Origin of the sequence: Loktanella gaetbuli (genome assembly GCF_020531945.1) — a bacterium.
Lineage (GTDB): Bacteria > Pseudomonadota > Alphaproteobacteria > Rhodobacterales > Rhodobacteraceae > Loktanella > Loktanella gaetbuli.
Genome location: NZ_JAJATZ010000001.1, coordinates 565,078 through 584,766, shown reverse-complemented (window position 1 = coordinate 584,766; position 19,689 = coordinate 565,078). Strand labels below are relative to the sequence as shown.

The following is a 19,689-nucleotide window of genomic DNA, read 5'->3' as shown; positions in this document are numbered from 1 at the left end:
CGTTCGGACCCAATGCGCCCGGACGACGATCGGTTCCCTACAGGCCGCGAATGCGTGGATCGAGGGCGTCACGTAACCCGTCGCCGATATAGTTTACCGCCAGCACGGTGAGTGAGATCGCAAGGCCGGGCCAGACCACACGTTCGGGGAAACTGACCATGCGCGGCACCGCGTCGGCCAGCAGTTTGCCCCATGTCGGGTAATCCGGCGGAAACCCGAGGCCAAGAAACGAGATCGCGGATTCGGTGATGATCGCAGTGGCGAGGCCCAGCGTGGCGCTGACCATGATGGGTGACAGCACGTTGGGCAGCAAATGACGGGTGATGACGCGACGGCTGGGTGTGCCGATGGACCGGGCGGCAAGGACGTATTCGCGTTCCTTCAGCGCCAGCACGTCGCCGCGCACGATGCGGGCGGTCTGCATCCAGCTTGTGATGCCGATGCCGATGACGATCAGGATAAAGATGCCTTGTTCGGGGCCAAAGGCGGCACGTAGCGGATCGCGGAACAGCAGCATCATCACGAGGAGCAATGGCAGCAGCGGCAGGGCGAGGAACAGGTCGGTCAGGCGCATCAGCACGCCGTCGAGGCGCGGGAAATAGCCTGCGATCACACCGACGAAGGTGCCGATCAGGATCGCAAGGATCATCGCGGTCCAGCCCACGGCGAGGCTGATCCGCCCGCCCTGCATGGTCTGCGCCATGATGTCCCGGCCCAGGTTGTCAGTGCCGAAGGGATGCGCCCAGGATACGTTGTCCGCGCCCCAGAGCGCGTTGATGATCGGGCGCAGATCCTTGTTGCGGATATCCAGCTTGGCCGGGTCCAGACCCCACAGCCACGGACCGATCAGGCAGAACAGCGTGATGCCCAGCAAAAAGATCAGGCCCGCCATTGCCCCTTTGTGACTGCGAAATTGGTCCCAGACGTCCCACCACTGGTTGCGGTCCTTGACCGGGGCCACGGGGGTCGGGTCGCCTGCGGGCAATGCGGGGTTGGCTGTGCGATCAGTCATAGCGGATCCTTGGATCAAAAACGCCGTACAGCACGTCGGCAATCAGATTGAACATGACGATCAGCACCGCGAACAGGAACGTCAGCGTCATGACCATCGGGATGTCGTTGCCCTGCAGGGCGATGATCAGCAGCTGGCCCAGACCGTTCACCTTGAAAATCTGTTCGGTGATGATCGCCCCACCAAAGATGCTGGGGATCCCCAGTGCGATCACGGTGATCACGGGGATCATGGAATTGCGCAGCACGTGGCGCAGGACGACGACGCTCTCGCTCAGGCCTTTGGCGCGGGCGGTGCGGACGTAGTCCTGGCCAAGGTTGTCGAGCATGGCCGCGCGCATGTAGCGGCTGATCTGGGCGGTGGTTTGCAACGCCAGCACCATGACCGGCATCACCATCTGGCGCAGCTGGAACACGAAACTGTCCCAGTCGCGGACCTGATGCGTGGTGTCATAGATGGACGGCAGCCAGCCCAGCGAGACCGAAAAGATCACGATCAGCAGGACGCCGGAAAAGAACGGCGGCACGGAAAAGCCGATCATCGACACGAATGTGCCGGCCTGATCGAACACCGAATACTGCCGGTAGGCGCTGATGATGCCGACGGGCAGGGCGATCAGCACGCCCACGACATAGGACATGCCGACGACCCACAGCGTCTGCGGCAGGCGCTGCGCGATTGTGTCGAACACCGGGCTGCGCGACTGGAAACTGATGATGCGTTGCTGACCGTCTGCCAGCGACGTGCCGAATGCGCTGTCGATCCAATAGGCGGGTTCGACGATGAAAAACTGTTTCAGCCACAGCGGAAAGCGGACCCACCAGGGTTCGCCCAGTCCCAGCGCCTCGCGCATTTGCTGTTTGACCTCGGCCGGGATCGTCAGCGGCATGGATGCCATCGGGTCACCGGGGGCCAGTTCCAGCAGCATGAAGATCACGAAGGCGATCAGCAAAAGCGTCGGAATGGATATCAGTAACCTGCGGAAGGTGTAGGTCAGCATGATGTCATACGCCTTGGCTAAGTGTCTACGTGTCAGTGTGGGCGGGCCAGTGTGGCCCGCCCGGTTGTCAGGTTCAGCGGTTGTCGCCGGTGCGATACCAGTCAGCAACGTTCCACAGTTCCGAATCCCATGTGTTCAGAACCACACCGCCGAGGCTGTTGGCATGGGCGGACAGACGACCACGATCCACCAGCGGGATCATCATCCCGTTCTGGACCGCCATGTCGTTGAGTTCGCGGGCGATGCGGCCACGCTCGTTCAGGTCGGCGGTCTGGGTCAGTTCTGCGTGCAGGGCGTCGTATTCTTCCATGCAGAAACGGCTGATGTTCTCACCCTGCCACTGTGTGTCAGGTGTGGGGGCCGCGTCGCACTTGCCGTTGCCCAGATAGGCCTGCGGGTCGGTGCCGGGGAAGTTGTTGGCGTACATCTGCACGTCAGCCATGAATTTCTGGAAGGTATCGGGCGAACCCGGATCACCACCAAAGAAGACAGAGCTGTCGATGTTGCGCAGTTCGACCGACAGGCCGATCTGTTCCCACCAATCCTTGATCAGCGCCTGAAAGTCCTGACGGACAGCGTTGGTCGAGGACTGGAACAACATCGCCATCGGCACGCCATCGGGGGTTTCGCGTACGCCGTCACCATCGGTGTCGACATAGCCTGCCTCTTCCAGCATGGCCTTGGCGCCTTCGATGTCCTGCGTGTCGCAAGTCATGGAGTCAGACGCATAGAGATCAGGTGCCGGCACCCAGTTGCAGGTCACGCGACCGGCCTGACCGTAGCCGACCTCGACCAGCAGCGGACGGTCGATCGCCATGGACAGCGCGTTGAACACGGCCGGATCGCCCAAGAAGGGGTGCGGACGGATGACCGAACGTTCGGCGTCGGACAGGGACGGGTCGGGGTTGGTGTTGTTCAGCATGATGCGTTCAACCAGTGTGCCGAAACCAGCGACAGGCACGCCCTGACCGCCTTCTTGCATCTGGGCGATCACGTCGGGCGCCAGTTGCAGGTTCCATGCGTAGTCGAATTCGCCGGTTTCCATGACGGCACGGCCAGCGGCGGTTGCGTCGCCGCCACCCTTGAGCGTGACCGTCTGGAACGCGGGCTTGTTCGCGTCACGGTAGTTTGGGTTCGCCTCGAACTGGATTACGTCGTTGGTGCGGAAATCTGTCACGACGAACGGGCCCGTGCCGATGGGCATAAAGTTCTGATCGGTACATTCCGGTGCCTTTGGCCCCAGACAATCGGCGAATTGGGCGGCCTGGATGATCGGGCTTTCCGCGCCGTTGAATGCCGAATAGGGGTAGGGCGTCGCTGAGGAAAAGTTCACGATGACCGTCAGGTCATCGGGGGTTTCGACGCTGGTGATGCCGTCGAATTTGGTGGCCTGTGCGCAACCGCCGCCTTCTGCGGTGCAGTATTCATAGGTGAATGCCACGTCGGCAGAGGTGAACGGCGTGCCGTCCGACCATGTGATGCCTTCGGTGATCTTGTAGGTGATCGAGGTCAGATCCTCGGCCACGCCACCGTTTTCGACCGTCGGGACCTCGTCCACCAGCCAAGGCACGATTTCGCCCGTCTCATTGAACCGCATCAGCGGCTCAAGAACCAGCGATGCGGCCTCGACGTCCTTGGTGCCGCCCGACAGGAACGGGTTCATGATGGATGGCGCCTGCCAATAGATGATGTTGACCTGGCCGTCGCGGCCCCGGTCACCCTCGTGGGCATCTGCATGCACCATGGGCGCTGTGCCCATGGTCGCAATCGCGCCCAGCAGAATTGTCTTCATTTTCATGCGTTAACTCCCTTGTTGGTTTGCATGTGCCTCGGCCTTTTCGGTCTCTGAGGCGTGGTTTTCATAGAGGTGGCAGGCCACGAAACGGCCTGGTTCCACCTCTTGAAAAGTCGGGTCGATGCGTTTGCACACGTCCATGACGGCAGGGCATCGGGTACAGAAATTGCAACCCTGTGGCGGGTTTGCGGGGGACGGCACGTCACCTTGCAGCACGACACGCTGGCGGGTCTGTGCCTTGGACGGATCGGGTTCGGGGACAGCGGACAATAGCGCGCGGGTGTAGGGATGCAGCGGCGCATCATAAAGCGACCCGCGTGGGGCCAGTTCGACGACCTTGCCCAGGTACATGACCGCGATGCGGTTCGCGATATGGCGCACCATCGACAGATCATGGCTGATGAACAGATAGGTCAGGCCGAATTGTTCCTGCAGATCCTCCAGCAGGTTCACCACCTGCGCCTGAATGGACACGTCGAGGGCAGCGATGGGTTCATCGCAGACGATGAACTTGGGGTTCAGGGCCAGCGCGCGGGCGATGCCGATGCGCTGCCGCTGACCGCCTGAAAAGGCGTGCGGATAGCGTTTCGCAAAGGCGCGGTTCAGGCCCACGGCGTCCATCAGTTCGGCCACCTTGGCCGCCTTTTCGTCCTTGGACAGTTTGGTGTGTTCGTCCAGCGGTTCGCGGATGATCGCCTCGACCGTCATGCGCGGATTCAGCGATGCCTGCGGGTCCTGAAACACCATTTGCATGGTCGGGCGCATTGCGCGCAGGTCGGATTGGCTGGTCTGGCTGATTTCGACGCCGTCGATTTCCACGGTGCCGCCGGTGATATCATACAGGCGCAGCACGGCGCGGCCACAGGTGGATTTGCCGCAGCCGGATTCACCGACCAGACCCAGGGTTTCACCGCGCTGAATGTCGAAACTGACGCCGTCCACGGCCTTGACCGCACCCGTCTGGCGGCGGAACAGGCCCGAATAGATCGGAAAATGCATCTGCAGGTCGCGGATGCGGACCAGTGGGCTGTTGTCATCCAGCATCATGGGCATCCTTTGCGACGAAACAGGCGGCGTCATGGCCCGCGCCAAAGTCATAGCGCGGCGGATTGGCCTGCGCGCAGCGCGGTTCCGCGACATCGCAGCGATCGCGGAACGAACAGGCGGTGGGGGCGGCCGACAGGATCGGTGGTTGGCCTTCGATGATGGTCAACCGGCGCGCGCGTTGTTCTGAAATCTTGGGGATCGTCGTCAGCAGGGCGCGTGTGTAGGGGTGTTGGGGGTTCTGGAACAATTCCTTGACCGGGGCCTGTTCGACGACCTGACCGCCATACATGACCATCACGCGGTCGGCGATGCCTGCGATGACGCCCAGATCATGGGTGATCCAGATGACGGCCATGCCCAGTTTGTCGCGCAGTTCCTTCATCAATTCGATGATCTGCGCCTGAATGGTCACGTCCAGCGCGGTTGTCGGTTCATCGGCGATCAGCACCTTGGGATCGCAGGCCAGTGCGATGGCAATCATCACGCGCTGGCGCATGCCGCCGGAAAACTGGTGGGGATAATCCGACAGGCGTTGGGCCGCACCCGGAATGCCGACCAGTTCCAGCAGTTCCTGGGCGCGGGCGCGGGCGGCCTGTTTGGTCAGCCCCATATGCGTGCGCAGCGGTTCCATGATCTGATAGCCCACAGTGAAGACCGGATTGAGCGATGTCATCGGGTCCTGGAACACAAACCCAATCCGGCCCCCGCGCACACGGCGCAGATCGTCATCGCTGACGTCCAGCAGATCCTGACCCTCAAAGGTGACGGTGCCTGCACGCACATCGGCGGGCGGCGACGGTAACAGACCCAGCAGCGACATCATGGTCACCGATTTACCCGACCCGCTTTCGCCGACAACGCCCAGCAGTTCACCGGCCTTGAGGTCAAAGCTCACGTCATTGACCGCGTGGACCTCGCCACCGCGCGTTTTGAAAACAGTCGTAAGGCCCTGCACATCAAGCACAGCCTGCGCCCCGTTGGGCATGGGCGAACCTCCCTGGTTCGATATGGTTGATCGCAGTCCGTCATTGGCGCGGCCCGTCGACAACCGGAACGGTAACAAGAAATTTTTCCCTAGCAAGTGCCAAAGGTTGCTTGACGTGGAGGCGGATCGGGTGGCTGGTCACGGGAGGCCTGTCGCGCGATAAGGGCACAAACCGCAGGCGAGGGCGCGAGATGAAGCAAGTGATATGTATCAATTGGGGCACGAAATACGGGCCGACCTATATCAATCGCCTGTATGGTATGGTTGCGCGAAACATCACGCCGCCTTTTCGTTTCACGTGTTTTTGCGACAATTCCGAAAATATTCGCGCAGAAGTCGACTGCCAGCCGCTGCCCAAGATTGATTACGAGATTCCGAAGGCCAAGACGGGGATCTGGCCAAAATCGCGCCTTTGGGGCGAAACTTTGGGCGATTTAAAAGGCCCGGTTTTGTTTCTGGACCTCGATGTGATCGTGACCGGATCGCTGGATTCGTTCTTTGAGGCCGGTGCGCCGGAGGACGTGATTTTGACGCGCAACCGGGTGGTCGTTTTCGAAAAACTGGGTCAGACGTCGGTGTTTCGGTTCATGGCGGGTGGGCTGAAACCGTTGCAGGACCTGTTCAAGACCGACCCGCAGGGCATCGCCGAGGAATACCGTTATGAACAGCGGTTCGTGACCCGCAACGCGCCCGGCGGTGTGAAATTCTTTCCTGACGGATGGGTGGCCCATTTCCGGCGCGACTGCCGCAGGCCGTTTCCGCTGAACTATTTTCTGCCGCCAAAGCTGCCCAAGGGCGCGCGGATCGTCATCTTTGCCGGGCACCTCAATCCGCAGGACGCGATTGAAGGACGGTGGAGCGATGCCGTCCCCCCGCGCAGTCCTTTGGCGCATCTGCGCGCGATCGGCCAGCGTGATCGGTCCGGCAGTATTTGGCGTTATCTGCGGCATTATATCCGTCCGGCCCCGTGGGTGGGCGATCACTGGCGGCCTTGAATATGTCCGGGGCCGGGTTCAGGATGTCCTGACCAGACCGGAGCATCCCCATGACACTGACCGCAAGAGACTTGCTGGATCGCCTCGTGAGCTATCCCACCATCAGCCGGGATAGCAACCTGGACCTGATTGATTTCGTTGAGGATTACTTGCGCGGTTATGGTGTGGAACCTGTCCGGGTGCCGAATGCGGACGGCACCAAGGCCGCGCTTTATGCACATATCGGCCCAGCGGTCGATGGTGGCGTCGTGCTGTCGGGACATACCGATGTGGTGCCGGTTGACGGGCAGACCTGGGACACCGACCCCTTTGTGGTGACGGAACGCGACGGGCGGCTCTTTGGGCGCGGCACCTGCGACATGAAGGGGTTTGATGCGCTGGCGTTGTCGGCCGTACCGCTGGCTCTGGCGCGCGGGATCAAGCGGCCGTTGCAGATCGCGTTGTCCTATGACGAAGAGGTCGGCTGCCTGGGCGCGCCGCCGATGATCGACCACATGGTCAGCCACGGTCTGCCGCGTGCGGATACCGTGCTGGTGGGCGAGCCGTCGATGATGCAGGTGGTCACCGCGCACAAGGGCGGGATCGGATTTTCCGTTCACGTTCAGGGGTTTGAAATCCATTCCTCACGCATCCACGAGGGCGTCAGCGCGATCATGCAGGGCGCGCGTCTGATCGATTGGGCCAACCGGCTGAACGCGGAACGCGCGCAGGCCACGCCCAGCTCGCTCGCCGCGGCTTTTGATCCACCCTATACCACGGCGCATGTGGGCGAAATCGCAGGTGGCACCGCGCATAACATCACCGCCAAGAACTGCCGGTTCGACATGACCTTTCGTGTGGTTCCGGGCGAGGACGTCGATCACTGGCGGCAGCTTTTCCTGATGGAAGTCAAAAGGATCGAGGCCGAGATGCAAGCCATCCAGCCGACGACCCGGATCACGGTCGATGAATATTTCGGCCTGCCGGGACTGGCACCAGAGACCGCAGGCCGGGCCGAGGCGCTGGCGCGCCGGCTGACCGGCGACAATGCCACCCATGTCGTCAGCTACGGCACCGAGGCGGGTCAGTTTCAGGAACGCGGCTATTCGGCCTGCGTCGTGGGACCGGGTGACATTGCCCAGGCTCACCAGCCGAATGAATTCATCAGTTGCGACCAATTCGCCAAAGGCGAGGCGTTCATCGCGCGTCTGATCGACGATCTGGCGCGATGATGGGGCCGGTCACGGCGGCAACCCCGCAGCAATTTGCGCCAGACCTGCCTGACCAGACCGAGGTCGTGGTCATCGGCGGCGGCATCATCGGCGTGATGACGGCGTGGGAACTGGCCCGCGCAGGCATCCCCTGTGTCCTGCTGGAAAAGGGGCGTGTCGCGGGCGAACAATCCAGCCGTAACTGGGGTTGGATTCGCGCACAGGGCCGCGACATCGCCGAATTGCCGATCATGCTGGAATCGCAGGCCATGTGGCCCCGTCTGGCGTCAGAGGCGGGCGACGTGGGCCTTGCGCAGACCGGAACGCTGTATCTGGCCAAGGATGCCGCCGATATGGCGCGCTATGCCGATTGGATCACGCAGGCAGCCCCCTATCAGGTGTCGTCGCGGCTGCTGACCTCGGATCAGGTGGCAGATCAGATACCCGGTGCCGCACGTCGCTGGGCCGGGGCGTTGTGGACACCCACCGATTACCGCGCAGAACCCTGGGTGACGGTCCCCGCCTTTGCCCGCGCGGCACGGGATGCGGGTGCAGTCATCATCGAGAATTGCGCCGCAAGGACGCTTGATCTGTCCGGCGGACGTGTCACTGGTGTGGTGACCGAGGTCGGACTGATCGCCTGCAAGAGCGTCGTCCTGGCCGGTGGGGCCTGGTCGTCGCTGTTTCTGCGCAACCACGGGATCAGCATTCCGCAACTCTCGGTACGGGCAACGGTCGCTGCGACCGTGCCGCTGGGGGATGTGAACCCCGGTGGGGCCGTCGATGACCGGCTGGCTTGGCGCAAGCGTAGCGACGGCGGCTTTAGCCTTGCCCCTGCGGGATTTCACGAATTGTTCGTGGGGCCGGACGCGTTTCGTGCCTTTGGCGGCTTTGCGCGGCAGCTGATCAAGGATCCGCTGGGTACGTCTTACAAGCCATTCGCACCAAAGGGGTTTCCGGATGCATGGGGAACGCCGCGGAACTGGTCCGGCGACCGTGCCAGCCCGTTCGAGGCGATGCGTGTCCTCGACCCGCGGCCCAACGCAGCCAGGATCACACGGCTGGCCCGCGACTTTGCCGCGACCTTTCCTGGCTTGGGCGAGGTGAGGATCGCGCAGGCCTGGGCGGGGATGATCGATGTGATGCCGGACGTCGTGCCGGTCGTGGATCATGCGGACACCATTCCGGGCCTGACCATCTGCACCGGCATGTGCGGCCACGGGTTCGGCATCGGACCTGCGATGGGGCGTATCGTTGCGGATCTGGCGCAAGGCAACGACGCAGGCCACGATATCAGCCGCTTTCGCCTGTCGCGGTTCAGCGATGGTTCGCGCTTGGTGCTGGGACCGAACCTGTGATGCTTGCAGGGGCTGCGCCGGGGTGACAGGATCAACCCAAAGGAGACATATCATGCCCGTCAAGAACCGCTTTGCCGAACTGCACGACGACATCACCGCGATTCGCCGTGATCTGCATCAGCACCCCGAAATCCTGTTCGAAACACACCGAACGTCGCAGGTTGTGGCCGACCGCCTGACCGCGATCGGTTGTGACGAGGTGGTGACCGGAATAGGTCGGACGGGGGTCGTCGGCGTCATCAAGGGCAACAGCGATAAATCGGGCAAAGTCATCGGCTTGCGCGCTGACATGGATGCGCTGCCCATCCATGAGGCGACCGGGTTGGACTATGCGTCCAAGACGCCGGGTGCCATGCACGCCTGCGGCCACGACGGACATACCGCGATGCTGCTGGGGGCCGCGCAATACCTGGCAGAGACCCGTAACTTCGACGGGACCGTTGTTGTCATTTTCCAACCCGCAGAAGAAGGCGGCGGTGGCGGACGCGAGATGTGCGAGGACGGTCTGATGGATCGCTGGAACATCCAGGAGGTCTACGGCATGCACAACTGGCCCGGTCGTCCCATCGGCAGCTTTGCCATCCGGCCAGGCGCTTTTTTTGCCGCCACCGACCAGTTCGACGTCGTGATCGAAGGCAAGGGCGGGCATGCCGCCAAGCCGCATGAAACCGTGGACAGCACGCTTGTCGCCGCGCATTGCGTGACTGCGCTGCAATCCATCGCGAGCCGTAACGCGGACCCGGTCGATCAGGTGGTGGTCTCCGTCACCTCGATCGAGAGTTCGTCCAAGGCCTACAACGTCATCGCCCAGCGGGTGCATCTGCGCGGCACCGTGCGCACCATGTCCGCCGAGATGCGCGCACTGGCCGAACAACGGCTGACAGCGATCTGCCAAGGGACGGCAGCCACTTTCGGCGCGCAGGCCGATGTCACCTACCACAAGGGCTATCCCTGTATGGTGAACCACGACGAACAGACCGCATTTGCCGCCGACGTGGCGCGGGCGGTGGCCGGCAGTTGCGATGATGCGCCCCTTGTCATGGGCGGCGAGGATTTCGCATTCATGCTCGAGGAACGCCCCGGTGCCTATATCCTCGTGGGCAACGGCGACACGGCCAGCGTCCACCACCCGGAATACAATTTCGATGATGCCGTGATCCCGGCGGGATGTTCCTGGTGGGCCGAAATCGTGGAACGCCGGATGCCGGCTGCCTGACGGGCAATCGCTGTTTTGAAAATATCCCGGGGGAGGACCGCAGGTCCGGGGGCAGCGCCCCCATCCCCGGCAGATCAGCTTCGCAGCAGGTCGCGGTAGATCGCGATCAGGCGTGCCGCCTCATCCGCAATGCGAAAGCCGTTTATGGCGCGCGGACGGCAGTTGGCAGACCAGCGGTTGAGGGTGTCCGGATCGGCAAGGGCCGATTGAATGGCTTGTTCCAGCGCCGGGTAGTCTTCGGTCGCAATCAGGGTGCCGGTTTCGCCGTCCGCCACGATCTCTTCGAACGCGCCCGTGCGGGTGGCGATGCAGGGCACGCCGCAAGCCATCGCCTCGAGCGGGGTCAGGCCGAATCCTTCGTTGCGTTGCGGCGCGATATAGAGGTCGATGGCCTGAAACCACGGGGCGATGGTCCAGCCGGGATCCTCTGGCAGGATATGGATGCGGTCGGCCACGCTTGATGCGGCAACACGGGCGCGCAGGTCGTCCATGAAACCTTTGAAGTGTTCCGTGACGCCACCCATCATGACTGCGTGGGCATGTGGAAATCGCGGCAGCAGGGCAATCATCGCGTCGATGAACAGGTCATTGCCCTTGGACGGGCGGATGCGGCCAAAGCAGCCGAGCAATGTCGCGTCCACAGGCAGGTTGAGCCGCGCGCGCAGGGCCGCGCGGTCATCGGCAGGGCAAAAATGATCGGTGTCGATGCCGTGGTGGATCACTTGCGCGTCGCGCCTCAGGAATGACGCGGACCGGGCAGAGGTCGCGACCAATGCGTCCTGTTTGCCGATCAACCACTTGGTATAGCCCGAATGATCGCGCTGTGCTGCGGATGTGAACATCAGTTTCAGCGGCTGGCGCAGGATGTGTTTCAACGCAAGGCCGGCCAGCATCTCGTTGTTGCGACGGGCGTGCCAGACGCGGGGGCGGCGGCGCATGGTGAACAGATCGCGGATGCGGATCTGCGGGATTTCCGGCGGCAGCTTCGGCCCCACGCTTGCAATGGCGATGTCCTTGGCCTGCAACGGCACCAGCCGCAGCACGGTCGAGGTCACACCGGAATACCGCTTTTTCAGGTTCGGGGCGATCACCTGCACGGTGTTGGCGTCGGTCATGGGGCGTGGTCCTTGGTCAGCGACAGCAGGCGACGGGCGAGGTCGGCGGTGCCGTCACCCTGCGCCTGTTTACAGGCAATCGCGGCGGTGGCCATGGCCTGTGCTGCGTTGCCGGTCAGCAGATCATTCACGGACCAGGCCAATGTGTCCGGTGTCACGGCGCGCGCGCCGCCTGCGCCGTTCAGCGTGGCATAGTCTGCTGCGCAATTCGCAACCTTTGGTCCGTGCAGAATGGCGGTGCCTGTGCAGGCCTCCCACGGGTTGTGACCGCCAGCATCGCCGAATGATCCGGCAATGAAGGTGACAGGCGACAGGCGATACCATGTCCCCATCTCGCCTAGCGTATCGGCAAGGTAGACGTCAGCGGTGGGTGCGTCCCCGGCGCTGCGGCGCGTGACGGTCAGGCCGCGCTGTCGGGCGAGGGTCGCGATTTCATCCGCGCGGTCAGGGTGGCGCGGTGCAAGGATCAGGCACAGGTCAGGATGCTGCTGGCGCAGGGCAGCATGCGCATCAAGGAGTGGCGCATCTTCGCCTGCATGGGTCGAAGCGGCCAGCCAGCGGTGGCGACCTGCAAGTGCGGTTTCCATTTCGGCCCGCAAGGCAGGGTTATCGGGTGCAGGTGGTGCTGCGGCCTTGAGGTTTGCACCTACCTGAACACGTGCTGCACCCAGGCTGCGCAGGTTCTGCGCCGTGGCCTCGGTCTGGGCCACGATCAGTGCGAATTGATCCAGCAACCACCGGGCGGGCGCGCCAAGTTGACGCCAGCGTTTGACGGAGCGGTCGGACAGCCGGGCGTTCAGCAACACGAGCGGCACGGCGCGGTCTGCGCAGGATCGGATCATGTTGGGCCAGAATTCCGATTCGATCAGCACGGCCAGATCGGGTCGCCACTGCGCGTGAAAACGGCGCATGACGGCGGGGCTATCCAGTGGCGCGAACTGGTGGATTGCACGGGCGGGCAGGCGGCGCGCCAGAATCTCGGCTGATGTCGCGGTGCCAGAGGTGACGAGGACCGTCAGGTCGGCGCGCTGTGCGTGCAGCGCGTCGATCAGCGGCAGGATTGACAGTGTTTCGCCGACGGAAGCCCCGTGAAACCAGATCAAGGTGCTGTCCGGACGGGGTTGCGTGGCGTGTCCGGTGCGTTCGCGCGCACGGGCGTTGGTGACGCCCTGATCTGTCAGTTTGTGGATCAGCCTGCGCTGCAAGACGGGCACCGCAAGGGACGCGAACCCGGCATAGGCGCGCAGCAGAAGCGGCGGGCGCATCAGCCGCCAGTATGGCTCATGTGGCGGGACACCTGACCGTCGACCTCTTGTCGGGAATAGTCGAAATCGTGGCCCTTGGGTTTGAGCGCGATGGCGGCGCGGATCGCGTCCTCCAGCACGGCGTCGGATTCGGACGATCGCAGCGGGCCACGCAGGTCGGAATGACCCTCTTGACCGAGGCAAGTATAGATTTCGCCGGTGCAGGTGATCCGCACGCGGTTGCAGGATTCGCAGAAATTATGGGACAGCGGCGTGATGAAACCGATTTTCTGGCCGGTTTCTTCCAGCCGGACATAGCGCGCGGGGCCGCCGGTGGACAATGGCAGGTCCGTGACGGTGTAATTCTGCGCCAACTGGCTGCGCAGATCCTTCAGCGACCAATACTGGCCGATGCGGTCCTCGTTTCCGATGTCGCCCATCGGCATGACCTCGATGAAGGTCAGGTCAATGTCGCGGCTGGCGCACCAGCTTGTGAGCGTGAACAGCTCGTCCTCGTTGAAATCCTTGAGCGCGACGGCGTTGAGTTTGACCCGCAGACCGGCCTTTTGGGCGGCGTCGATGCCGCGCAGGACCTGCGGCAGGCGGCCCCAGCGGGTCACACGGGCGAATTTCGCCTCGTCCAGCGTATCAAGGCTGACGTTCACGCGGCGCACGCCGGAGGCATAGAGGTCATCTGCAAAGCGCGCGAGTTGGCTGCCGTTGGTGGTCAGCGTGAGTTCCTTGAGCGCGCCGCTGTCGAGGTGCCGCGACATGGAGCGGAAGAACGTCATGATGTCCCGGCGCACCAGTGGTTCGCCGCCGGTGATCCGCAGCTTTTCCACGCCGAGGCGCACAAAGGCGCTGCACATGCGGTCTAGTTCCTCGAGCGTGAGCAGTTCCTTTTTCGGCAGGAACGTCATGTTCTCCGACATGCAGTAGACGCAGCGAAAATCGCAACGGTCCGTGACGGAAACACGCAGGTAGCGTATGGCGCGGGCGAAAGGGTCGATCAACGGTGCATTCATGAGGCGAACCTAAGGGCCGGCGGCGCTGCGCGCAAGCATTGCACTTGGCCTTGTCACGCGGGCGGCATGACGTATCTTGCAACGCATGAAAGCTTTATTCCTGATCCCCGTCATCGCCCTGTCCGCCTGCGAGGCCATGATGGTCCCGGCGTCAGCCCCTGCAACTGCGCCCGGTGCGACGCCAGCGACGGCGCCGGTCGCCACGCTGGACCCCACGCCGCCGCCGCCGCCGCCAGCGGCCGCAACCACGGTCGATGATTTCGACACGACAACGGAAGAAGACAAGGCCGAGGCGCTGGAGGTTACGACGCCGGTGTCCGCTGAACTGGGCACCACGCTGGTGACGCTGGGGTCGCCTGCCGATCCGGGGATCTGGTTGAAAACGCCGCTGGTGACAGCGCTGACACCGGGGCGTGTGGCCTATAGGTCGAACGAGGCCAACGTGGAGTTGCGCCCGTCGGGCGGCACCGTCGGGTCGGGCAGTGAAATGTCACTGCCCGCGATGCGCGTGCTGGAAATCCCACTGACGGAGATCGCCGAAGTGACCGTGTCGCGCCGGTAAATCTGGGCGGGCGGGCCCACCCGCCCACCCTTTTTGGGGCTTTGCCCCATACCCCAGGATATTTTTGACCAGAAGAAAACCTATTCGACGGTGACTGATTTCGCGAGGTTGCGGGGTTGGTCGACGTCGGTGCCTTTGGCGATGGCGGTATGGTAGGCCAGCAGTTGCGCCGGGATCGCGTAGAGGATCGGTGCCAGGAACGGGTCGATCTTCGGCAGGATCAAGGTTTTCCAGACGCCGTCGGAGGCTGTTTTCGCGCCTTGTTCGTCGGTGATCAAAAGGACCTTGCCGCCACGGGCCATGACCTCTTGCATGTTGCTGACGGTCTTGTCGAACAGCGGGTCGGTCGGTGCCATGACGATCACGGGGACATGGGCGTCGACCAGGGCGATGGGGCCGTGTTTCAATTCGCCGGAGGCATAGGCTTCGGCGTGGATGTAGCTGATTTCCTTGAGTTTCAGCGCACCTTCATGGGCGAGGGGATACATGGCCCCGCGGCCCAGGAAAAGGATGTCGCGGGCCTCTGCCAGGTCGGCGGCGATGGCGCGGGTGTTGTCTTCGATTCCGAGGGCGGTGTTCAGGATGCCGGGAAGTTGCCGCAATTGTCCCAGGTGCGTGTTCAGGGTTGCGGCGTCGATTTCACCGCGGTCGCTTGCGGCCTTGAGGGCCAGTAGTGCGAGGGTGGTCAGCTGGCAGGTGAACGCCTTGGTCGAAGCGACACCGATTTCGGCACCCGCATGGATCGGCAGCGCAAGATCGCTTTCGCGGGCGATCGAGCTTTCGGCGACATTGACGACCGATACGATCTTTTCCGCCTTGCCGGCCATGTAGCGCAGGGCGGCCAGCGTGTCGGCGGTTTCCCCCGACTGACTAACGAACAGGGCCACTGTCCCGCGTGTGACGGGTGGTTCACGGTAGCGGAATTCGGAGGCCACGTCGATTTCGACGGGCAGGCGGGCGATCTGTTCGAACCAGTATTTTGCGACCATGCAGGCGTAATAGGCCGTGCCGCAAGCGACCATCGTGAGGCGTTCGATCTGGGCAAAGTCGATGCCCGGATCAGGGAGTGTCACGGCGTCGGCGTCCGGCGCGATATAGTTGGCCAATGCACCTTGCAGCACGGTGGGCTGTTCGGCGATTTCCTTGGCCATGAAGTGTTTGTAGCCACCCTTGTCGGTGGCGGCGGACCCGCCTTCGATCTTGCGGATGGGGCGGCTGACCTGTTCGCCTGCGGCGTTGCGGATCTCGACGGATGTGCGGGTCAGAATGACCCAGTCGCCCTCATCCAGATAGCTGATGCGGTCCGTGATCGGGGCAAGTGCGATCGCGTCCGAGCCGATGAAGTTTTCACCGTCACCGTAGCCGACAGCCAGCGGGCTGCCCTTGCGCGCGGCAATCAACAGGTCGTCCTGGCCGTCGAACAGAAAGCAGACCGCATAGGCACCTTCGAGCCGGGCGATGGTGTCGCGGGCGGCGTCGCGCGGGCTGTGGCCAAGGTCGAGGTAGTATTGCGCCAGCAGCGCAATGGTTTCGGTATCCGTGTCGGTGGAATAGCTGATGCCGTTTTCGGCCAGAAACGCCCGCAATTCACGGAAATTCTCGATGATGCCGTTGTGGACGACGGCGACGCCCGCAGCGCGGTGCGGATGGGCGTTCGCCTCGTTCGGGACACCGTGCGTGGCCCAACGGGTGTGGCCGATGCCGACCTTGCCGGCCAGCGGTTCATGCACCAGCCGATCCTGAAGGTTCACAAGTTTGCCCACGGCGCGGCGGCGTTCGAGTGTGCCGTTGTTGATCGTAGCGATACCCGCGCTGTCGTAGCCGCGGTATTCCAGCCGCTTGAGACTCTCGACGAGGAGAGGGGCGGCCTCATGCCTGGACAGCACACCGATGATTCCGCACATGTCAGTGGTCCTTTGTCTTGGCGGCCTTGAGGGCCTTGAGTTTGTCCATCAGCCGCCGCGCGAGGCCCGGTTTGTTGATTTGACGGGCACGTGCGATAGCCAGCGCCTCGGCCGGAATGTCCTGCGTGATCACAGAGCCGGACCCGGTCAGGGCACGGTCGCCCACGGTGACAGGCGCGACAAGCATGGTGTTCGATCCGATAAAGGCGTCGTCGCCCACGGTGGTACGATATTTGAACACGCCGTCGTAGTTGCAGGTGATCGTACCTGCGCCGATATTGGCACGCGCGCCGATGGCCGCGTCGCCGATGTAGGACAGGTGATTGACCTTGGCCCCTTCGGCCAGCGTGGCGTTCTTGATTTCGGTGAAATTACCGACCTTGGCGTTCTCGGCCAGTTCCGCACCGGGGCGCAGGCGCGCGTAGGGGCCGACAACGGCGCCACGGCTGACATGGCAGCCCTCGAGGTGGGAAAAGGCGCGGATGGTGGCACCGCTTTCGACCGTTACGCCGGGGGCGAAGACAACGTAGGGTTCGATCAGAGCGTCAGCGCCGACATAGGTGTCGTGGGCAAAAATCACGGTGTCGGGGGCTGGAATCGTGACACCGTCCTCAAGCGCCTGTGCGCGCATCCGGGTCTGGAACGCGGCCTCGGCGTTTGCCAGTTCAGCGCGGGTGTTGATGCCCAGTGTTTCGGATTCGTCGCAGGTGACGACGGTGGCGGACAGACCGCGCGCGCGGGCGAGGCCCACGATATCAGTGAGGTAGTATTCCCCGCTGGCGTTGTCGTTGCCCACCGCGTCGATCAGGGAAAACAGTGTGTCCGCGTCGGCGGCGATGACGCCGGAATTGCACAGGTCGATGGCCCGGGTGGCGTCATCCGCGTCCTTGAATTCAACAATGGCTGACAGCGCGTCGCCGTCCATGACCAGCCGCCCGTAGCGACCGGGATCGGCGGCACGAAAGCCCAACACCACGACGTCGTGATCGGCGCGGGCGGCGATCATCGCCTCTAACGTTTCACCCGTGATGAAAGGTGTATCGCCATAAAGCACTACGGCATCGCCTGTAAAACCGTCCAGCGCAGGACGGGCCTGGGCGACAGCATGCGCGGTGCCCAGTTGTTCGGTCTGGCGCACTACCGTGATGCGGTCGTCAAAGGTGAGGGCGGATTTTTCCACCAGATCGGCACCGTGACCGGCCACCACGACGGTGCGGTCGGGGTCCAGCGCACCACCTGCCGACAGCGCGTGCAGCAGCAAGGGGGCCGCCCCGATGGGATGCAGCACCTTTGGCAGGTCGGACTGCATGCGGGTGCCTTTGCCTGCGGCGAGGACGATCAATGCGGTTGCCATCTGGACTTTACGCTCCACTTCAAACTGGACGCGTTGTAGCTGATAGGGCAGAGCGCACAAGACAGGCGACTGTCACAAAGCTTTACGGTCGGTAATATGGCCACGATGACAGGAGTGGCCGATGCGCTGTGTGGTTTTTGATCTGGATGGGACGCTGGCCGATACCAGCGGTGATCTGATTGCGGCGGCGAATGCCTGCTTTGCCGATCTGGGTCATGCGGCCCCCCTGGATGCAGCGGCGGACGGGGACACGGCGGTGCGCGGCGCACGGGCGATGCTGCGGCTGGGGTTTGCGCGGATCAGGGGCGAGGGCGACCACGAGGCGGATGTGGACGCGCAGTATCAGCCGCTGCTGGATCATTATGCGCGGGATATCGCCAGTCATACCTATTTCTACGATGGTGCGCTGGATGCGATTTCTCGGCTGCGTGCGGCGAGCTTTCGTGTTGCGATCTGCACCAACAAACCCGGCCACCTGACGGATCTGTTGCTGGATGCACTGGACGCAAGGGACCATTTTGATGCGGTGGTGGCAGCTGATACCTTGACCGTCAGCAAACCGGATCCCGCACCGTTTTTCGAGGCAGTCTCGCGCGCGGGCGGCGATCCGACGCGCGCCTTTCTGATTGGCGATACCCAGACCGACCGCGATACGGCACGTGCGGCGGGGGTGCCCATCGTTCTGGTGTCCTTTGGTCCTGCGGGCGCGCGTGTGCTGGATATGGCGCATGACGTGGCGCTGCACAGCTACGCCGAACTGGACGATGTGGCGGTGCAACTGTTAGGCCGTTGACGCTGCACGGAATATCCGGAACACTCTGCCACCATGGGGGAATGTTTCAACGTCTCGGTCGCGCAACGGTCCTGCCAACGGTCTTGGCGGTGGGTGGCATGACGCGTTCCGAGATCGAGGCAGAGGTCCGCGCCATGCTGGCCCGGCTGCAACAGCCTGATGAGGGCTGGACGCTGGACGCCGTGCCGCGTGGTGACGGCACCCCCCATGTCGAGGGCAACGGGCCGGCCTATACGCTGGTTGTGGATGCCGACGGGGCGGAAGTGTCCCGCGAGACGATGGATGGCTACGAGGTCGTGTATCAACTGCTGCGCCTGCAGACCAGGCGGATGGCGATGGCCTGCGAACAGTCGGCCCGCAAGACGACCGTGCCCGGTTGGATTGCGCCGATCGGGGCTTGGCTGCCGGGCTGGTTGGTCGCGCAATTGGGGACCGACACCTATTCGCGCAGCACATGGATCGACGCGCATTGCCGTCTGATGGATCACCTGCGCGGCGACTGGGGTGCGCGGGTGCGCGGTGAACACGAGGCGCTGCTGCGCCGCTACCCGCTGACCAGGGACGAGCGCGAGAATTTCACAGTGCTGGATTTGCGGGCGTATGGGGTAAGGCGGTGAGCGGGTCAGAGGGGGGCAGCTTCGTCCGCTGAGCGAGACAAGGCGGCCATTGGCATTTGTTCCTTCAATGGCCGCTTTGGCGTGCGTCAGGCCGCTGCAGTCGCTTCAATCTCGAACAGCAATCCGGGAATGGCGAGGCGTGTCACACCCAACAGTGTCATGGGCGGGGCAACCTGATGGGGCCCGAACCGCATGCCCATCAGGTCGAAGTTCTTCAGCGCCTCGTCTACATCTGTTGCATAGACCCCGAGTTTGATCACATTGCTCAGGTCCATCCCTGCGCGTTTCAGGACGGCTTCGAGATTGTCGAGCGTCAGGCTGATCTGCGCGCGCATATCGCCTGGATGCTGAGGGGCGCCATTTTCGTCTACTGAGGTCTGCCCCGCGCAAATCACCTGCCGCGTCGCGCCGCCGATCACCTCGGCCTGATTGTAGCCCAGCTTGATCGACCAGTCCCAGGGGTTCACTGCCGTCCGT

At 63.1% G+C, this 19,689-nt stretch carries 18 protein-coding genes; 7 read left to right on the top strand and 11 right to left on the bottom strand.

All coding sequences use genetic code 11. The features are described 5' to 3' along the window. Nucleotides 1-37: 37 nt before the first annotated feature. The 5 genes from LGQ03_RS02955 to LGQ03_RS02935 all read right to left on the bottom strand — a co-directional run bounded on the left by LGQ03_RS02955 (nucleotide 38) and on the right by LGQ03_RS02935 (nucleotide 5,839). Complete coding sequence (locus tag LGQ03_RS02955) at nucleotides 38-1,012, bottom strand: ABC transporter permease (RefSeq protein WP_226747166.1); 975 nt, start codon at nucleotides 1,010-1,012, stop codon at nucleotides 38-40. Continuing rightward, nucleotides 1,005-2,012, bottom strand: a complete 1,008-nt coding sequence (locus LGQ03_RS02950) for an ABC transporter permease (protein WP_090159590.1) — start codon at nucleotides 2,010-2,012, stop codon at nucleotides 1,005-1,007. The genes LGQ03_RS02955 and LGQ03_RS02950 overlap by 8 nt, the downstream gene beginning before the upstream one ends. A gap of 73 nt (nucleotides 2,013-2,085) precedes the next feature. After that, nucleotides 2,086-3,810: a peptide ABC transporter substrate-binding protein gene (locus LGQ03_RS02945; RefSeq protein ID WP_090159589.1), complete on the bottom strand. Its 1,725-nt coding sequence runs from the start codon at nucleotides 3,808-3,810 to the stop codon at nucleotides 2,086-2,088. 3 nt (nucleotides 3,811-3,813) lie between these two features. Then, complete coding sequence (locus LGQ03_RS02940) at nucleotides 3,814-4,851, bottom strand: ABC transporter ATP-binding protein (RefSeq protein ID WP_226747272.1); 1,038 nt, start codon at nucleotides 4,849-4,851, stop codon at nucleotides 3,814-3,816. Then, complete coding sequence (locus tag LGQ03_RS02935; protein WP_226747165.1) at nucleotides 4,841-5,839, bottom strand: ABC transporter ATP-binding protein; 999 nt, start codon at nucleotides 5,837-5,839, stop codon at nucleotides 4,841-4,843. Before LGQ03_RS02935 ends, LGQ03_RS02940 begins: the two co-directional genes overlap by 11 nt. A gap of 191 nt (nucleotides 5,840-6,030) precedes the next feature. On the opposite strand from LGQ03_RS02935, the gene LGQ03_RS02930 reads away from it, so the two are divergent. From LGQ03_RS02930 to LGQ03_RS02915, 4 genes are read left to right on the top strand one after another with little or no spacing between them, the layout of a single operon-like run. Then, on the top strand, nucleotides 6,031-6,834 hold the full coding sequence (locus tag LGQ03_RS02930; protein WP_090159586.1) for a glycosyl transferase: 804 nt from the start codon (nucleotides 6,031-6,033) through the stop codon (nucleotides 6,832-6,834). A 44-nt stretch (nucleotides 6,835-6,878) separates the two neighbouring features. Then, complete coding sequence (gene argE, locus LGQ03_RS02925) at nucleotides 6,879-8,045, top strand: acetylornithine deacetylase (RefSeq protein WP_226747271.1); 1,167 nt, start codon at nucleotides 6,879-6,881, stop codon at nucleotides 8,043-8,045. Then, nucleotides 8,042-9,382 carry an NAD(P)/FAD-dependent oxidoreductase gene (locus tag LGQ03_RS02920; protein WP_226747164.1) on the top strand — a complete coding sequence of 447 codons (1,341 nt, stop codon included), beginning with the start codon at nucleotides 8,042-8,044 and terminating at the stop codon, nucleotides 9,380-9,382. Before argE ends, LGQ03_RS02920 begins: the two co-directional genes overlap by 4 nt. A gap of 52 nt (nucleotides 9,383-9,434) precedes the next feature. Continuing rightward, a complete protein-coding gene (locus tag LGQ03_RS02915; RefSeq protein WP_226747163.1) occupies nucleotides 9,435-10,598 on the top strand; it encodes a M20 aminoacylase family protein in 1,164 nt (387 codons plus the stop codon). Nucleotides 10,599-10,672: 74 nt separating this feature from the next. On the opposite strand, the gene LGQ03_RS02910 is transcribed toward LGQ03_RS02915, so the two are convergent. The 3 genes from LGQ03_RS02910 to moaA are packed head-to-tail and all read right to left on the bottom strand — an operon-like array spanning nucleotide 10,673 to nucleotide 13,982. Further along, a complete protein-coding gene (locus LGQ03_RS02910) occupies nucleotides 10,673-11,713 on the bottom strand; it encodes a glycosyltransferase family 4 protein (protein WP_226747162.1) in 1,041 nt (346 codons plus the stop codon). Then, nucleotides 11,710-12,978 carry a 3-deoxy-D-manno-octulosonic acid transferase gene (locus LGQ03_RS02905; protein WP_226747161.1) on the bottom strand — a complete coding sequence of 423 codons (1,269 nt, stop codon included), beginning with the start codon at nucleotides 12,976-12,978 and terminating at the stop codon, nucleotides 11,710-11,712. The genes LGQ03_RS02910 and LGQ03_RS02905 overlap by 4 nt, the downstream gene beginning before the upstream one ends. Beyond that, nucleotides 12,978-13,982 (bottom strand): GTP 3',8-cyclase MoaA, encoded by a 1,005-nt coding sequence (moaA, locus tag LGQ03_RS02900; RefSeq protein ID WP_226747160.1) that lies wholly within the window; start codon nucleotides 13,980-13,982, stop codon nucleotides 12,978-12,980. The genes LGQ03_RS02905 and moaA overlap by 1 nt, the downstream gene beginning before the upstream one ends. Nucleotides 13,983-14,067: 85 nt before the next feature. Between moaA and LGQ03_RS02895 the strand changes: the two genes are divergently transcribed. Further along, nucleotides 14,068-14,544: a D-galactarate dehydratase gene (locus LGQ03_RS02895; protein ID WP_226747159.1), complete on the top strand. Its 477-nt coding sequence runs from the start codon at nucleotides 14,068-14,070 to the stop codon at nucleotides 14,542-14,544. Nucleotides 14,545-14,624: 80 nt separating this feature from the next. Here the strand turns inward: LGQ03_RS02895 and glmS are convergent, their stop codons facing one another. Next, nucleotides 14,625-16,448 (bottom strand): glutamine--fructose-6-phosphate transaminase (isomerizing), encoded by a 1,824-nt coding sequence (gene glmS, locus LGQ03_RS02890; protein ID WP_226747158.1) that lies wholly within the window; start codon nucleotides 16,446-16,448, stop codon nucleotides 14,625-14,627. A 1-nt stretch (nucleotide 16,449) separates the two neighbouring features. Further along, the gene (glmU, locus tag LGQ03_RS02885; protein WP_226747157.1) at nucleotides 16,450-17,802 is read right to left on the bottom strand and encodes a bifunctional UDP-N-acetylglucosamine diphosphorylase/glucosamine-1-phosphate N-acetyltransferase GlmU; all 1,353 of its coding nucleotides are present in this window, start codon (nucleotides 17,800-17,802) and stop codon (nucleotides 16,450-16,452) included. A 121-nt stretch (nucleotides 17,803-17,923) separates the two neighbouring features. Here glmU and LGQ03_RS02880 point away from each other — a divergent pair, with 121 nt between their 5' ends. Further along, nucleotides 17,924-18,595 carry an HAD-IA family hydrolase gene (locus tag LGQ03_RS02880; protein ID WP_226747156.1) on the top strand — a complete coding sequence of 224 codons (672 nt, stop codon included), beginning with the start codon at nucleotides 17,924-17,926 and terminating at the stop codon, nucleotides 18,593-18,595. A gap of 98 nt (nucleotides 18,596-18,693) precedes the next feature. After that, entirely contained in the window at nucleotides 18,694-19,212 is a 519-nt protein-coding gene (locus tag LGQ03_RS02875) for a hypothetical protein (RefSeq protein WP_226747155.1), read from the top strand. Nucleotides 19,213-19,298: 86 nt separating this feature from the next. Here the strand turns inward: LGQ03_RS02875 and LGQ03_RS02870 are convergent, their stop codons facing one another. Continuing rightward, a complete protein-coding gene (locus LGQ03_RS02870) occupies nucleotides 19,299-19,679 on the bottom strand; it encodes a RidA family protein (protein ID WP_226747154.1) in 381 nt (126 codons plus the stop codon). Between the last annotated feature and the right edge of the window lie 10 nt (nucleotides 19,680-19,689).

Coding starts and splice junctions, on each gene's coding strand:
- glmS (WP_226747158.1), bottom strand. CDS start 16,448: ATGTGCGGAATCATCGGTGTGCTGTCCAGGCATGAGGCCGCCCCTCTC.
- LGQ03_RS02915 (WP_226747163.1), top strand. CDS start 9,435: ATGCCCGTCAAGAACCGCTTTGCCGAACTGCACGACGACATCACCGCG.
- LGQ03_RS02940 (WP_226747272.1), bottom strand. CDS start 4,851: ATGCTGGATGACAACAGCCCACTGGTCCGCATCCGCGACCTGCAGATG.
- moaA (WP_226747160.1), bottom strand. CDS start 13,982: ATGAATGCACCGTTGATCGACCCTTTCGCCCGCGCCATACGCTACCTG.
- LGQ03_RS02950 (WP_090159590.1), bottom strand. CDS start 2,012: ATGCTGACCTACACCTTCCGCAGGTTACTGATATCCATTCCGACGCTT.
- LGQ03_RS02945 (WP_090159589.1), bottom strand. CDS start 3,810: ATGAAAATGAAGACAATTCTGCTGGGCGCGATTGCGACCATGGGCACA.
- LGQ03_RS02905 (WP_226747161.1), bottom strand. CDS start 12,978: ATGCGCCCGCCGCTTCTGCTGCGCGCCTATGCCGGGTTCGCGTCCCTT.
- LGQ03_RS02880 (WP_226747156.1), top strand. CDS start 17,924: ATGCGCTGTGTGGTTTTTGATCTGGATGGGACGCTGGCCGATACCAGC.
- LGQ03_RS02920 (WP_226747164.1), top strand. CDS start 8,042: ATGATGGGGCCGGTCACGGCGGCAACCCCGCAGCAATTTGCGCCAGAC.
- LGQ03_RS02935 (WP_226747165.1), bottom strand. CDS start 5,839: ATGCCCAACGGGGCGCAGGCTGTGCTTGATGTGCAGGGCCTTACGACT.
- LGQ03_RS02910 (WP_226747162.1), bottom strand. CDS start 11,713: ATGACCGACGCCAACACCGTGCAGGTGATCGCCCCGAACCTGAAAAAG.
- LGQ03_RS02875 (WP_226747155.1), top strand. CDS start 18,694: ATGACGCGTTCCGAGATCGAGGCAGAGGTCCGCGCCATGCTGGCCCGG.
- LGQ03_RS02895 (WP_226747159.1), top strand. CDS start 14,068: ATGAAAGCTTTATTCCTGATCCCCGTCATCGCCCTGTCCGCCTGCGAG.
- glmU (WP_226747157.1), bottom strand. CDS start 17,802: ATGGCAACCGCATTGATCGTCCTCGCCGCAGGCAAAGGCACCCGCATG.
- LGQ03_RS02930 (WP_090159586.1), top strand. CDS start 6,031: ATGAAGCAAGTGATATGTATCAATTGGGGCACGAAATACGGGCCGACC.
- LGQ03_RS02955 (WP_226747166.1), bottom strand. CDS start 1,012: ATGACTGATCGCACAGCCAACCCCGCATTGCCCGCAGGCGACCCGACC.